Source organism: Actinomadura harenae, assembly GCF_003696215.1.
Classification (GTDB): Bacteria; Actinomycetota; Actinomycetes; order Streptosporangiales; family Streptosporangiaceae; genus Spirillospora; species Spirillospora harenae.
Window position 1 is genome coordinate 14,535 of record NZ_RFFG01000095.1, and the last position, 14,343, is coordinate 28,877.

At 73.1% G+C, this 14,343-nt stretch carries 12 protein-coding genes; 9 read left to right on the top strand and 3 right to left on the bottom strand.

All coding sequences use genetic code 11. The annotated features are described in order from the left end of the window. Positions 1 to 3 precede the first annotated feature (3 nt). The 6 genes from EBO15_RS34335 (at position 4) to EBO15_RS47155 (ending at position 7,647) form a co-directional block, all read left to right on the top strand. The gene (locus EBO15_RS34335) at positions 4 to 1,350 is read left to right on the top strand and encodes an acetyl-CoA carboxylase biotin carboxylase subunit (protein WP_122198643.1); all 1,347 of its coding nucleotides are present in this window, start codon (positions 4 to 6) and stop codon (positions 1,348 to 1,350) included. Positions 1,351 to 1,361: 11 nt separating this feature from the next. Beyond that, on the top strand, positions 1,362 to 1,559 hold the full coding sequence (gene bsaP / locus EBO15_RS34340; protein WP_233616622.1) for a biotin synthase auxiliary protein BsaP: 198 nt from the start codon (positions 1,362 to 1,364) through the stop codon (positions 1,557 to 1,559). Between the two features lie 348 nt (positions 1,560 to 1,907). Next, positions 1,908 to 3,476 carry a chitinase gene (locus tag EBO15_RS47150; protein WP_122198644.1) on the top strand — a complete coding sequence of 523 codons (1,569 nt, stop codon included), beginning with the start codon at positions 1,908 to 1,910 and terminating at the stop codon, positions 3,474 to 3,476. Positions 3,477 to 3,535: 59 nt separating this feature from the next. After that, positions 3,536 to 4,420 carry a lytic polysaccharide monooxygenase auxiliary activity family 9 protein gene (locus tag EBO15_RS34350; protein ID WP_122198645.1) on the top strand — a complete coding sequence of 295 codons (885 nt, stop codon included), beginning with the start codon at positions 3,536 to 3,538 and terminating at the stop codon, positions 4,418 to 4,420. Then, complete coding sequence (locus EBO15_RS34355) at positions 4,417 to 5,049, top strand: DUF305 domain-containing protein (RefSeq protein WP_233616623.1); 633 nt, start codon at positions 4,417 to 4,419, stop codon at positions 5,047 to 5,049. Before EBO15_RS34350 ends, EBO15_RS34355 begins: the two co-directional genes overlap by 4 nt. A 15-nt stretch (positions 5,050 to 5,064) precedes the next feature. Next, the gene (locus tag EBO15_RS47155) at positions 5,065 to 7,647 is read left to right on the top strand and encodes a glycosyl hydrolase family 18 protein (protein WP_122198647.1); all 2,583 of its coding nucleotides are present in this window, start codon (positions 5,065 to 5,067) and stop codon (positions 7,645 to 7,647) included. 72 nt (positions 7,648 to 7,719) lie between these two features. Here the strand turns inward: EBO15_RS47155 and EBO15_RS34365 are convergent, their stop codons facing one another. Beyond that, the gene (locus EBO15_RS34365) at positions 7,720 to 8,505 is read right to left on the bottom strand and encodes a hypothetical protein (protein ID WP_147481791.1); all 786 of its coding nucleotides are present in this window, start codon (positions 8,503 to 8,505) and stop codon (positions 7,720 to 7,722) included. Between the two features lie 243 nt (positions 8,506 to 8,748). On the opposite strand from EBO15_RS34365, the gene bioD reads away from it, so the two are divergent. Together bioD and bioB are read left to right on the top strand one after the other, a co-directional pair. After that, entirely contained in the window at positions 8,749 to 9,480 is a 732-nt protein-coding gene (bioD, locus tag EBO15_RS34370; RefSeq protein ID WP_122198649.1) for a dethiobiotin synthase, read from the top strand. Continuing rightward, the gene (bioB, locus tag EBO15_RS34375; protein WP_122198650.1) at positions 9,477 to 10,472 is read left to right on the top strand and encodes a biotin synthase BioB; all 996 of its coding nucleotides are present in this window, start codon (positions 9,477 to 9,479) and stop codon (positions 10,470 to 10,472) included. The genes bioD and bioB overlap by 4 nt, the downstream gene beginning before the upstream one ends. Positions 10,473 to 10,490: 18 nt before the next feature. Here bioB and EBO15_RS34380 read toward each other — a convergent pair whose 3' ends face one another. Together EBO15_RS34380 and EBO15_RS34385 are read right to left on the bottom strand one after the other, a co-directional pair. Continuing rightward, complete coding sequence (locus tag EBO15_RS34380) at positions 10,491 to 11,225, bottom strand: GntR family transcriptional regulator (protein WP_122198656.1); 735 nt, start codon at positions 11,223 to 11,225, stop codon at positions 10,491 to 10,493. Between the two features lie 94 nt (positions 11,226 to 11,319). After that, positions 11,320 to 12,564 (bottom strand): aminotransferase class I/II-fold pyridoxal phosphate-dependent enzyme, encoded by a 1,245-nt coding sequence (locus EBO15_RS34385; protein ID WP_122198657.1) that lies wholly within the window; start codon positions 12,562 to 12,564, stop codon positions 11,320 to 11,322. Positions 12,565 to 12,628: 64 nt separating this feature from the next. On the opposite strand from EBO15_RS34385, the gene EBO15_RS34390 reads away from it, so the two are divergent. Beyond that, complete coding sequence (locus EBO15_RS34390; protein ID WP_122198651.1) at positions 12,629 to 14,290, top strand: PAS domain-containing sensor histidine kinase; 1,662 nt, start codon at positions 12,629 to 12,631, stop codon at positions 14,288 to 14,290. Positions 14,291 to 14,343 lie beyond the last annotated feature (53 nt).

Here is a 14,343-nt window from a genome sequence, read left to right on the forward strand (position 1 = left end):
CAGGTGTTCGAATCGGTCCTCGTGGCCAACCGCGGGGAGATCGCGAGCCGGATCACGCGCACGGTGCGCGGTCTCGGCCTCAAGGCGGTGGCCGTCCACTCCGACGCCGACGCCGACCTGCCGTTCGTGCACGAGGCGGACGAGGCGGTGCTGATCGGCCCGTCCGCGCCCGCGCAGAGCTATCTGGACGCGCGCTCCGTGCTGGAGGCGGCCCGGCGGCACAACGCGCGGGCCGTCCACCCGGGGTACGGGTTCCTGGCGGAGAACGCCGGGTTCGCGCGGGCCGTGGAGGCGGCGGGGCTGGCCTGGGTCGGCCCGCCGCCGCTGACCATCGCCCGCCTCGGAGACAAGATCAACGCGCGGAACCTGATGAAGGAGGCCGGGGTCCCGGTCGCGCCCGGCGTGTGGGAGCCCGTCCCGGACACCGAGACCGCGCTGGAGGAGGCCGCCAGGATCGGCTACCCGGTCATGGTGAAGGCGGCGTCCGGCGGGGGCGGCATCGGGATGGGCGTCGCGCACGACGAGGCGCGGCTGCGCGCGGTGTACCCGGCGGCGCGGTCCCGCGCGGAGATGTTCTTCGCCAGCCCGGACGTCATGCTGGAGCGGTTCGTCCGCGGCGCCCGGCATGTCGAGGTGCAGGTCATCGGACGTCCGGACGGTTCGGTCGTCGCGCTCGGCGACCGGGAGTGCTCGGTCCAGCGCCGGCACCAGAAGATCGTGGAGGAGGGCCCGGCGCCGGGCCTGCCGGAGGGGATGCGGGCGCGGCTGCACCTGGCGGCGGTCCGGGCCGCCGAGGCGGTCGGCTACCGCGGCGCGGGGACGGTCGAGTTCCTGCTCGACCCGGTGTCCGGCGAGTTCTACTTCGTGGAGATGAACGCGCGGCTCCAGGTCGAGCATCCGGTGACCGAGATGCTGACCGGCGTGGACCTGGTCGAGCAGCAGCTGCGGGTCGCGGCGGGGGAGCGGGTGTCGTTCCGCGGCGTCCGGTCCCGCGGGCACGCGATCGAGCTGCGCGTGTACGCCGAGGACCCGTTCCGGTTCGCGCCGCGTCCGGGGCGGATCCGGGTCTGGGAGGAGCCGGTCGGCCCGGGGATCCGGATCGACGCCGGGTACGCCGAGGGCAACAGCGTCACGCCGTACTACGACCCGCTGCTCGCCAAGCTCGTCGTCCACGGCGACACGCGGGACGCGGCGCTCGCGCGGGCGCGGGCGGCCGTCGCGGCGTTCCGGATCGAGGGGACGCTGACCACGAACCTGCCGTTCCTGGCCGAGCTCCTGGACAACCCGGAGTTCGTCTCCGGCCGCTACGACACCGGGATCGTCGGGCGCATGCGTCCGGCGTCGAACTGAGGAGGGGAACGGTGCCCGCCGTGACGGATCACGTCTACTGCGACCGGTGCGGGGACGACCTCCCCACCGGTGACCACGCGGCCTGCCGGACGGCCCGGGAGCTCGAGCCGCCGCGCTTCTGCGGGCACTGCCGCCGCCGGATGGTCGTCCAGGTGACGCCGCTCGGCTGGACGGCCCGCTGCGTCGAGCACGGCACGATCACGTCCTGACGCTCCACCCCGACGCCGCTCCCTTGTGCGAAAACGCCAAGGGGGCGGCGTTCGCGTTGGCGGATGCCGCCAAAGTTCGGCGGGGCGCCGAGCTGGTTCGGTGCCCCAACTGGGGTGGTCGCCGGACGGCCCGGCGGGGGCGCGGCACGGGTCTTGCCGGGCGCATGGCGCGCTGGTTACGGTGCGGATTAATTGAAAAGAAACTTTCCTAACTGATCAGTAGCGGCGTCATCGGGGTTCGGGGATCGGGGTTCACGTCCGTCCGTCGTCACCGTGCCTGGAGTCGCCTTGCGCTCTCGAACCAGCTCACCTCGAACCAGCTCACCTCGGCCCGGCTCACCTCAGCGTGTGCTCGCCGCCGTCGCGGTCCTCCTGGCCGCGCTGCTCGTGCCGCTCGCCGCCGTCCCCGCGCCCGCCCGCGCCGACGGGACGCCCACCGCCACGTTCACGAAGGTCTCCGACTGGGGGTCGGGCTGGCAGGGGCAGTTCACCCTCGCCAACGGCTCGTCCCAGACCGTCAGCGGCTGGAAGGTCGCGTTCGACCTGCCCTCGGGCACGACCGTCGGCTCCTACTGGGACGCCCTGCTCACCTCGGCGCCGCCCCACTACACGTTCACGAACCGCGACTACAACGCGTCCATCCCGCCCGGCGGGACGGTCACGTTCGGGTTCCTCGGCGCGGGGTCCGGCGCCCCGGCGAACTGCACGCTGAACGGCGCGTCCTGCTCCGGCGGCGGGACGACCCCGCCCGGCGGCGTCGGCCGGCCCGGAACGCCGTCCGTCAGCGGCCGCACCGACACGTCCCTCACCCTGACCTGGACGGCCGGGACCGGCACCCCCACCGGCTACCACGTCTACGAGGGCTCCACGCTCGCGGCGACCGTCACCGGGACGACCGCGACGCTGTCCGGCCTCACCGCCTGCTCGACGCACACCTACACGGTGAAGGCGTACGACGCGAACGGCGAGTCCACGGCGAGCGCGGCCGCCACGGGCACGACGTCCGGATGCGCGACCGGCCCCCTGCCCAAGCACTTCCTCACCGGCTACTGGCAGGACTTCGTCAACTCCGCCAAGCCGCTCAAGCTCGCGGACGTGCCGAGCGAGTACGACCTGGTCGCCGTCGCGTTCGCCAACGCGACCAGCAAGCCCGGCGAGGTCACGTTCGCGCTGGACTCCGGCCTGTCGTCCGCGCTCGGTGGATATACGGACGCGCAGTTCAAGGCCGACATCGCCGCCCTGCACGCCAAGGGGCGGAAGGTGATCCTGTCGGTCGGCGGCCAGGACGGGACCGTCCAGGTCGGGGACGCGTCGTCCGCCGCGACGTTCGCCGACAGCATGGGGAAGATCATCAGCGCGTACGGGTTCGACGGCGTCGACATCGACCTCGAGAACGGCGTCAACCCCACCTACATGGAGCAGGCGCTGCGCGCGCTGCGCTCCCAGGTCGGCGCGAACCTCATCATCACGATGGCTCCGCAGACCATCGACATGCAGTCGACGGGCGCGTCCTACTTCCAGCTCGCGCTGAAGATCAAGGACATCCTCACCGTCGTCCACACCCAGTACTACAACTCCGGCTCCATGCTCGGCTGCGACCAGAAGGTGTACGGGCAGGGCACGGTCGACTTCATGACCGCGCTCGCCTGCATCCAGCTGCAGAACGGGCTGCGTCCCGACCAGGTCGCGCTGGGCCTGCCCGCCGGGCCGGGCGCGGCGGGCGGCGGCGTCGTCTCGCCGGGCCTGGTGAACAACGCGCTGGACTGCCTCGCGCGCGGCACGAACTGCGGCTCGTTCACGCCCTCGCAGACCTATCCGGACATCCGCGGCGCGATGACCTGGTCCATCAACTGGGACGTCACCAACGGCACCACCTTCGCCAAGACCGTCCGGCCGCATCTCGACACCCTTCCCTGAGCAGCCCCGCCCCCGCCCCGCTCCCGCCCCCCGCTCCCACCCCCGAAAGAAGGATGACCATGCGATCTGCCCACGCGAAGGTCGCCCTCGCGGTCGCCGCCGTTCCCGCGGCCGCCCTCGTGGCCGCCGTGGCCACGCCCGCCAGGCCCGCGTCCGCGCACGGCACGATGTCCGACCCGCCCAGCCGGGTGTTCGTCTGCAAGCAGGAGGGCCCGGAGAACCCGCAGTCCGACGCCTGCAAGGCCGCCGTGGCGGTCGCGGGCACCCAGCCCTTCTACGACTGGAACGAGGTGTCCCGGCTGGACGCGGCCGGGCGGTCCAGGCAGATCATCCCGGACGGCCAGCTGTGCAGCGCGGGCCGCGCCAAGTACCGCGGCCTGGACCTCCAGCGCCCCGACTGGCCCGCCAAGGCCGTCCGGCCGGGGCCGCTGACCGTCACCTACTACGCCACCGCCCCGCACCAGGACAGCAACTTCGACTTCTTCATCACCCGGGACGGCTGGGACCCGACGCAGCCGCTGCGCTGGGCGGACCTCGTCTCGCTCGCCTCGTTCACCCACCAGAACCCGTCGACGTACACGCAGTGGACGCTGAACCTGCCGCAGCGCACCGGCCGCCAGCTCATCTACTCGATCTGGCAGCGGGTCGTCGGCAGCGACGAGGCGTTCTACACCTGCTCGGACGTCGACTTCGGCGGCTCCACCACGCCCACCCCGCCCCCGACGACACCCCCGACCACACCCCCACCGACGACCCCGCCGACGACTCCGCCGCCCACGACACCGCCGACGCAGCAGCCCGGCGGAACCTGGACGGCCGGGACGACCTACGCGCAGGGCGACCAGGTCACCTACGGAGGCGTGACCTACACCTGCCTTCAGGGCCACACCGCGATCGCGGGATGGGAACCGCCGAACGCCCCGGCGTTGTGGCGATCCGCGTGACGCGGTGGGCCGTCCTCGCCGTGGCCGCCGCGTGCGCGCTGCTCCTGCTCGGACGATGTGGGGCGGCCGGTGGCTCCACGTCGCCGGCGGCGCCGCGCGGCGGCCCCGGCTTCAACCCCACCGACGTGATGTTCCTGCAGATGACGGCCCCGCACGAGGGCCAGGGCGTGACCCTGGCCCGGCTCGCGGACGGGTCGCGGGGCCGCCCGGTGCGTCCCGGGGTCGCGCGGCTCGCCGCCGCGATCGCGAGCACGCAGCTCACCGAGGTCCGGTCCATGTCGGAGCGGCTGCGCGCCTGGCGCCGTCCGGCGACCGCCGCGCCCGGCTCGCACGCCGCGCACGGCGGGATGCCCGCGACCTCGCCCGCCGCCGTCCGGTCCGTCGAGCGTGCCCCGGCGGACCGGTTCGAACGCGCCTTCCTCAACCTGCTCATCGCCCACCAGGACGACGCCGTCCAGCTGGCCCGGATGGAGACCGCGCGCGGCGAGAACGCCTGGGCGCGCGCCCTCGCCGCGAACATCGACCGCTCACGGTCGGCGGAGATCGCCACGATGCTCGCGCTCCTCGACTCCCGGCCGCCCTCGGCCTCCCCGCGCTCCCCGACCTCCCCGCGCTCCTCGACCCCCTGAAGTAGGTGACGGCCCATGCGCCGACTGCTCGCCGCCCTCATCGCCGTGTTCGTCACGGCCGCGCTCGCCGCTCCGGCGCACGCGGCCGACGGGCGCCTCACCGCCGCGTTCAGCCTGTCCGGGACGACCGGGAAGTACGTTGTGTCGAACCCCGGGACGACCGCCGTGTCCGGCTGGACGCTGGTGTTCGAACTGCCGTCCGGGGTGACCGCGTCCAACCCGCAGAACGCGACGATCACCCAGAACGGCACGAAGGTCACCCTGAAGCCCGCCTTCTACATCGACACCCTCCAGGGCGGGAAGAACACCGAGCCGTACAGTCCGACGTTCACCCTCAGCCAGGCCGTCCAGCCGACGTCGTGCCTGCTCAACGGCGCGAACTGCGACGGGACGGGCGCGCCGCCGCCGACCCTGACCGGCGTCACCGCCGACTACTCGGTCAGCGGCTCGACCGGCACGTTCGTCATCGCCAACCATGGCACCGCCGCCGTGAACGGCTGGACGGTCGTCTTCACGCTCCCGTCCGGAGTGACGGCGAGCAACGCCAACAACGGGTCGATCAGCCAGACCGGCACCACGGTCACGCTCACCCCCGCCTACTTCAACACGACGATCGCGGCGGGCAAGACGACCGACCCGTACAGCCCGACGTTCACGCTCAGCTCGTCCGGCGCGGAACCGACGTCCTGCCGGGTCAACGACGTCAACTGCGACGGGACGCCGGACACCCCGCCGTCCGCGCCGACCGGGCTGAAGGTCGTCGTGAAGACCACCAAGACCGTCACGCTCGGCTGGGACGCGGCGAAGGCCGGCAGCCTCCCGGTCACCGGATACGACGTCTACAACGGCTCCACGGTCGCCGCGTCCGTCTCCGACACGACCGCGACGATCGGCGGCCTCACCCCGAACACCGCCTACTCGTTCACCGTGAAGGCCAAGGACCGCAAGGGCGGCGCCTCCGCCGCGAGCGCGGCCGTGTCCGTCACCACCAACAACCCGTCGGACGACACGACCCCGCCGTCCGTCCCCGGAAACCTCCACAGCACCGGCAAGGACTCCAGCAGCGTCAAGCTCGCCTGGGACGCCTCGACCGACAACACCGGCGTCGCGAACTACGACGTCCTCGTGAACGGCGCGACCGCGACGACCGTCACCGGGACGAGCGCGACCGTCACCGGCCTCTCGCCGTCCACGACGTACGCGTTCACCGTCCTCGCCCGCGACCAGTACGACAACGTGTCCGCGCAGAGCACGCCGCTCCAGGTCACCACCGCCGACGTGGTCAGCGGGTACGCCCGTGTCGGCTACTTCGTCCAGTGGGGCATCTACGGCCGGCAGTACTTCGTGAAGAACCTCGACTCGACAGGCAACGCGGCCAAGCTCACCCACATCAACTACGCGTTCGGCAACATCGACCCCACCAACCTGACCTGCCTGGAGGGCGTCACCAAGGGCACCACGTCCGACCCGGAGGACCCGAGCCAGGGCGACGGCGCGGGCGACGCCGACGCCGACTACGCGCGCCCGATGTCGGCGGCGCAGTCCGTCGACGGCCAGGCCGACACCGGCTACGAGCCGCTGCGCGGGAACTTCAACCAGCTGAGGAAGCTCAAGGCCAAGTACCCGAACCTGAAGATCCTGATCTCGCTCGGCGGCTGGACGTACTCCAAGTACTTCTCCGACGTGGCCGCCACCGACGCGTCCCGCAAGAAGTTCGTCTCGTCCTGCATCGACACCTACATCAAGGGGAACCTGCCGTCCTACAACGGCGCGGGCGGCGCCGGGACCGCCGCCGGGATCTTCGACGGCATCGACGTCGACTGGGAGTGGCCGGGCGCGGAGGGCCACCCCGGCAACCACGTCGGCGCGAACGACAAGGCCAACCTGACCCTGCTGCTCGCCGAGTTCCGCAGCCAGCTGGACGCGCTCGGCAAGCAGAACAGCAAGCGCTACCTGCTCACCGCGTTCTCGCCCGCCGACCCGGCGAAGATCAGTGCGGGCTGGGACCTGCCCGGCACCGCCAAGTCGCTCGACATCTACAACGTCCAGGGCTACGACTTCCACGGCGCGGGCAGCGACAACTCCTGGGAGCCGAACCGGACCGGGCACGCGGGCAACCTGTACACCGACACCAACGACCCGTACTCGTTCCACTTCAGCGTGGAGAACGCCGTCAACGCCTACCTCACCGCGGGCGTGAACCCGCGCAAGCTCGACATCGGGTTCGCCTACTACGGACGCGGCTGGCAGGGCGTCACCGATGGCGGCGTCCACGGCGAATGGCAGGCCGCGCAGGGTGCGGCGCCCGGCCAGTTCCAGGAGGAGGCCGGGACGCGCGGCTACAGCAACCTGATGTCCAGCGTCCCGAACTGCACCGTCTACCACAACGAGCAGGCCGTGGCCTCGTACTGCTACACCGGCAACGGAGGGCAGTGGTGGTCGTTCGACGACCCGTGGTCGATCGGCAAGAAGACCGCCTGGCTGAAGAGCAAGGGCCTGCTCGGCGCGATGATCTGGGAGCTGTCCGGTGACACCGGCACCCTGACGACCGCACTCGACACCGGCCTCGGCCAGATCGCCGCCGCCAAGAGAAAGTAGGGATCCGGGGTTCCCGCCCGGCCGTCGACTCCCCGCGGCCGGGCGGGTTCTTCCTGTCCGGGGGAGGACGGCTCAGGCGAGCGCGTCGCAGGACGTCTCGTCCGGGAGCAGCGGACGGATCTGCATCGTGTAGAGCCGCCCGCCGCTGGTGAACCGGGCGCCGAGGACGGTCTTGGACGCCAGGTCGCGCAGGCGCGTCGCGTCGGCGCCGGAGTAGACCGTGCACAGCCTGCCGCGGACCTGGCGTCCCTTGCCGAGCGGCGACAGCGGCCAGGCGACCGCGTCGGGCGGAGCCGACTGCTCACCGGTGTCGAGCGCGCCGACCGCGAGCCGGACCGGATGGTAGATGTCCGGCGGGGAGTGCTGGTCGTCCGTGGGCCACTGCTCGGGCTGGAGCCGCTTCCACAGCGCCGTCGCGGGGACGTGGTGCTGCTCGGGCATCTCGATGTCCGTCCGCGCCGAGCCCATCCAGATCGTCAGGACCATCGCGTCGGCGATCCGCCCCGACACCTTGATCCGCTGGGACCGCTGGAGGCCGGCCTTCTTCGCGTCCGCGACCAGCTGTTGGAACACCGCCTGCTTGAGGTGGTACCGCTTGAGCTGCGACCCCTTACCCGGAGCGCCGGCGGTGATCGCCGTGCCGTCCGCGTAGAGGGAGAAGTCGGGGACGTTCCAGGGGCCGCCGACACCGCCCATGCCGCCCGACATCCGCCAGCGCAGCACCAGCCGGTCGCCGCCCTGCCCCGGGGGGAGCGCGGAGGCCGAGCGGGATCCGCCGGCCGAGGGGGACTCGTGCACGTCTACCGCCTTCGAGCCGCAGCCGGTGAGCACGGACGCGCCCACCAGCACCGCTGTCACGCCTCGGGCCGTCCTGCCCGCGGGCCGTACGGAGGGAACCGCCATGCCGGTTGGACGCGCAGCCGTGCCCCAGGGTTCCGCCCACCGTGCCCCCGGGCTCCGTCCGCCGCGCGTCCAGGTTCCGCTTGCCTCGCCCCGTTCCGGCGCGGACGACAATGCCGCAGGTCGGATACAAACGGAGCGTCCGGAGTCTGTGGGATTCGGCGAGCGATCATCCGAGAACGCCGCGCTAGTGTCGCGAACGTGAGCGTGATCGTGGTGACCGGGACCTGCACCGGAGTCGGAAAGACGGTGGCGACCGCCGCGGTGGCGTCCCTCGCCGCCGCGCGGGGGGCGTCGGTCGCGGTGGTCAAACCGGGCCAGACCGGTGTGCCGCCCGGCGAGGACGGCGACCTGGCCGAGATCGCCCGGCTCTCGGGCGTGACCGACCTGCACGAGTACGCCCGGTTCCCGGACCCGCTGTCCCCGGCCGCCGCCGCCCGGCGCGCCGGCGTCGCCCCCGTGGACCTCCCGGCGGCCGTCGGACGGATCACCGGCCTCGCCGCGGACCACGACCTGGTCCTGGTCGAGGGCGCGGGCGGGCTGCTGGTCCGCTACGACGACGAGGGCAACACGGTCGCCGACCTGGCCCGCTGGCTCGGCGCGCCCGTGCTGCTGGTCGTCCGGCCGGACCTCGGCACGCTCAACCACACCGCGCTCACCCTGGAGGCCATGGCGCACCGGGGCCTGAACCTCGCGGGCGTCGTGATCGGCTCCTGGCCGGACGATCCGGACCTCGCGATGCGCAGCAACCTGCCCGACCTGGAGGCGCTCGCCGCGCGCCCGCTCGCCGGGGCGCTGCCGTCCGGCGCGGGCGCGCTCGACACCGCCGGCTTCCTGCGCGCCGCCCGCCGGGGTCTCGCCCCGGCGCTCGGCGGCTCCTTCGACGCCGCCGCCTTCCGGGCGGCGCACGCCCCCACCAAGGAGACCCCGTGACCGACATCCTCGACATCGCCCGGCGGCAGGTCCTCGACGAGGGGCGCGGCCTGGACGAGGCGCAGACGCTCGCGGTGCTGACCCTGCCGGACGACCGCGTCCAGGACGCCCTGGCCCTCGCGCACGAGGTCCGGATGCGCTGGTGCGGACCGGAGGTCGAGGTCGAGGGCATCGTGTCGCTGAAGACCGGCGGCTGCCCGGAGGACTGCCACTTCTGCTCGCAGTCCGGCCAGTTCACCAGCCCCGTCCGGTCGGTGTGGCTGAACATCCCCGAGCTCGTCGAGGCGGCCAGGGAGACGGCGCGGACGGGCGCGACCGAGTTCTGCATCGTCGCCGCCGTCCGCGGCCCGGACGAGCGGCTGATGTCCCAGGTCCGGGACGGCGTGAAGGCGATCAACGACGCCGTCGAGATCAACATCGCGTGCTCGCTCGGCATGCTCACCCAGGACCAGGTGGACGAGCTGGCCGCGATGGGCGTCCACCGCTACAACCACAACCTCGAGACGGCCCGCTCCCACTTCCCGCAGGTGGTCACCACCCACACCTGGGAGGAGCGCTGGGACACCCTGCGCAGGGTGAAGGAGGCGGGCATGGAGGTCTGCTGCGGCGGCATCGTCGGGATGGGCGAGACCGTCGCCCAGCGCGCCGAGTTCGCCGCGCAGCTCGCCGCGCTCGACCCCGACGAGGTGCCGCTGAACTTCCTGGCGCCGCGTCCGGGCACGCCGTTCGCCGACCGCCCGGTCGTCGAGGGCGCCGAGGCGCTGCGGACGATCGCGGCGTTCCGGCTGGCGCTGCCCCGCACGATCCTGCGCTACGCGGGCGGGCGCGAGGTCACCCTCGGCGACCTCGGCACCCGCGACGGCATGCTCGGCGGCGTGAACGCGATCATCGTCGGGAACTACCTGACGACCCTGGGCCGTCCCGCCGAGCGCGACCTGGAGCTGCTCACCGAGCTGCGGATGCCGATCAAGGCCCTCTCCAAGACCCTGTGATCCAGGCCCCGCGAGCGGTCAGTCGCGCTTGAGCCGGGTGATGAACTTGTACCGGTCGCCGCGGTAGAGGGACTGGGCCCACTCGACGGGCTGGCCGGTGGTGTCGAACGCGTGCCGGGACAGCAGCAGCATCGGCAGGCCCACGTCGACGCCGAGGAGCTGCGCGTCGTGCGGCGTCGCGAGGACGGTCTCGATCGTCTCCTCGGCCTCGGCCAGGTGCACGTCGTAGGCCGTGGCGAGCGTCTCGTACAGCGACCGGTGCCGGGCGAACTCGCGGCGCAGGCCGGGGAAGCGGCGGGCGGGGAGGTGGGAGGTGTCGATCGACATCGGCTCGCCGTCCGCCAGCCGCAGCCGGTGGATCCGCAGGACGCGGCCGCCCGGACGGATCGCCAGCAGCGTCGCCAGCCGCTCGTCCGCGCTCACGTAGCCGGCGTCGAGGATGCGGGTCTCCGGGTGCAGGCCGTGATGGCGCATGTCCTCGGTGTAACTGACGAGCTGGAGCTCCTGGGAGACCTTCGGCTTGGCGACGAAGGTGCCCTTGCCCTGGATGCGCTGGAGGCGTCCCTCGACGACCAGCTCGGCGAGCGCCTGCCGGACCGTCGTGCGGGAGGTCTCGTACCGCTCGGCCAGCGTCCGCTCAGGCGGGAGCGGGCTGCCGGGCGGCAGCGACAGGATCAGCTCGACGAGCAGTTCCTTCAGTTTGTAGTACTTCGGGATGCGCGGCGCCGAGGCCGAGTGACGTATGTCGCTCAACGGCGACCGCTCGTACCCGCCTGCGTGGCGGGACGGCGTGCCCCTGACCTCCGTCACGGCCTCTCCTCACGTTCATCATCGGTTGTCCCCGATGTTACGTGTGCAGACTACGGCCGGTAGAGCGCGCGATCATCTCCAGGGCACCCCCGAGAACGGTGAGTTCCGCCTCGTCCAGGGTGGCGCGGGCCGTCAGCCGCAGGCAGGACCGGCCCGCCGGGACCGACGGTGGCCGGAAGCAGCCGACCTTCAGGCCGTTCTTGCGGCAGAGGTCCCTGGCGTGCAAGGCGTCCTCCGGGGCGCCGAGGACGACCGGGACGACGGCCGCGGCCGGATCCGGGGTCGTCGTGAGGCCGGATCCCGCGGTGAGGGCGGCGATGCGGCGGGCCCGGTCGCGGGCGCGGCCGGGGAGGTCCGGTTCGGCGGCCAGGACGTCCAGGGCGGCGAGCGCGGCGCCCGCGGCGGCCGGGTTGAGGCCGGTGTCGAAGATGAACGCGCGGCTCGCGTCCACCAGCGTCTCGACCACCTCGGGTGCTCCGAGCACGGCGCCGCCCTGCGAGGCCAGCGCCTTCGACAGCGTCAGGGTGAGGACGACGTCCGGCTCCCCGGCGATCCCGGCGGCGTGCGCGGCGCCGCGTCCGCCGTCGCCGACCACGCCGAGCGCGTGCGCCTCGTCGATCACCAGCAGCGCCCCGTGCGCGCGGGCGGCCCGGTGCAGCGCGGCGAGCGGCGCCACGTCGCCGTCCACGGAGAAGACCGCGTCGGTGACGACCAGCGCGTGCGGTTCGCCGCGCTCGGCGAGGGCGCGCTCGACGGCCGTCACGTCCCGGTGCGGGGTGATGACGACGCGTGACCGTGACAGGCGGCAGGCGTCGACGATGGACGCGTGGTTGGTCCGGTCGGAGATCACCAGCACGTCGGGTCCGCCGAGCGCCGCGACCGCGCCGAGGTTGGCCAGGTAGCCGGACGAGAAGACCAGCCCGGCGCCCGTCCCGGTGAACGCGGCGAGCCGCCGGTCCAGCTCGGCGTGCAGGTCGGTGGTGCCGGTGACCAGGCGCGATCCGGTCGCTCCCGTCCCGTACTCCCGGACGGCGGCGACCGCGCCCGCCGCGAGCCGCGGGTCCCGGCAGAGTCCCAGGTAGTCGTTGGACGCCAGGTCGATCAGCCCGTCGTGGTCACCGCCGCGCGGGGACAGCGTCCGGCGCAGCCCGTCCGCGTCCCGCCGCCGCGCGTCCGCGCGGAGGCGCGCCAGTGGATCCGCGCGGAGGCGCGCGAGTGGATCCGCGCCGGGATGGATCAGGGGGGCGGCCGCGGCCGAATGTTCGATGGTGCCACCGGTCATGTCCGGCATCCTGCCAGGTCAGCGGCGTGTCCGGAGCACAGGATCGGTGCGCCATGATTGGAGCGTGCCTACCTTGACCGACCTGGTCCGCGATCACACCGACCTGACCGACGAGGACCTGGAGTGGCTGCACGCGCTGGTCTCCGACTGGCAGCTGCTCGCCGACCTGTCCTTCGCCGACCTGGTGCTGTGGGTGCCGCTGCGGTCGGACGCGGTGCTGCCCCCGGCGGGCCGCCGGAACGTCCCGCCGCCCCCGCCCGGATCGGCGCCCGGCTGGGTCGCGATCGCGCAGATGCGCCCCACGACCGGCCCCACCGCCTACCCGGACGACCTGGTCGGCAAGGTCGTCCGCATCGGACGGCGCGGGATGATCGACGTGGCCTGGCGGGAGCGGCGGATCGTCCGGGAGGGCGACCCGGAGTGGGGCAGCGGCATCCCGGTGCGGGAGGAGTCCATCCCGGTCCGGCGCGGCGCGAAGATGCTCGGGGTGATCCAGCGCAGCACGAACCTGTCGTCCGCGCGGACCCCGTCCCGGCTGGAGCTGACCTACCTGCAGAGCGCCAGCGACCTCGCCCAGATGATCGCCGAGGGCCGGTTCCCGGTGCCGGGGGAGGAGCCCAACCTCGTCCGGTCGCCGCGGGTCGGGGACGGCCTGATCCGGCTCGACCGGTCCGGGCACGTCACCTACGCCAGCCCGAACGCGCAGTCGGCGTTCCGGCGGCTCGGGCTGGCCACCGACCTGATCGGGGAGTCGCTCGGCCGGGTCACCAGCGATCTGTGCGACACGGGCGAGCCGAGGGAGGAGGCGCTGACCGTCGTCCTGTCCGGCCGGGCGCCGCGCGAGGTCGAGGTCGAGGCGCACGGCTCGGTCATGCAGCTGCGGACGATCCCCCTCGTCGTCGGCGGCAACCGGATCGGCGCGATCGTGCTCTGCCGGGACGTCACCGAGCTGCGCTGGCGCGACCGCGAGCTGATGACCAAGGACGCCACCATCCGGGAGATCCACCACCGGGTGAAGAACAACCTCCAGACCGTCGCGGCGCTGCTGCGGCTCCAGGCCCGGCGGCTGCGCATCCCCGAGGGGCGCGCCGCGCTGGACGAGGCCGTCCGGCGCGTCGGGTCCATCGCGATCGTCCACGAGACCCTGTCGCACACCCCGGACGAGCTGATCGACTTCGACGACATCGCGGACCGCGTGATCACCATGGCGGGGGAGGTGTCCACCCCCGAGACCAAGGTCGCGCCGAGCCGGTCCGGCAGCTTCGGGGTGCTGCCCGCCGAGATCGCCACGCCGCTCGCGATGGCGCTCACCGAGCTGCTCCAGAACGCGCTGGAGCACGGCCTCGCCAACCGCTACGGCACCCTCGAGGTGCGCGTCCGCCGGTACGGCGAGGGCCTGCCGGTCGCCGCGCAGCGCGGGATCCGCGTCTGGGGCGACTGGCCCGCCGACGAGATCGAGCCGCCGTCCCGGAGCCAGGGCGCGGGCGACGGGCCGGACGGCCGCCGCCTGGTCGTGGTCGTCGCCGACGACGGCGTCGGGCTGCCCGAGGACTTCGACATGGAGGCCAGCAACAGCCTCGGCCTCCAGATCGTCCGGACGCTGATCGTCGGCGAGCTGGGCGGCAAGCTGGAGTTCCACGGCCGCGAGGGCGGCGGCACCGAGGTCGTCGTGGACGTCCCGCTCGACCACCACCAGCGCCCGCCGTCCGCCCCCGGCCGCCCGTAGCGGGGGCCGCCGTCCGCCCCCGGCCGCCCGAGGCGTGGCCCGCCGTCCGCGCC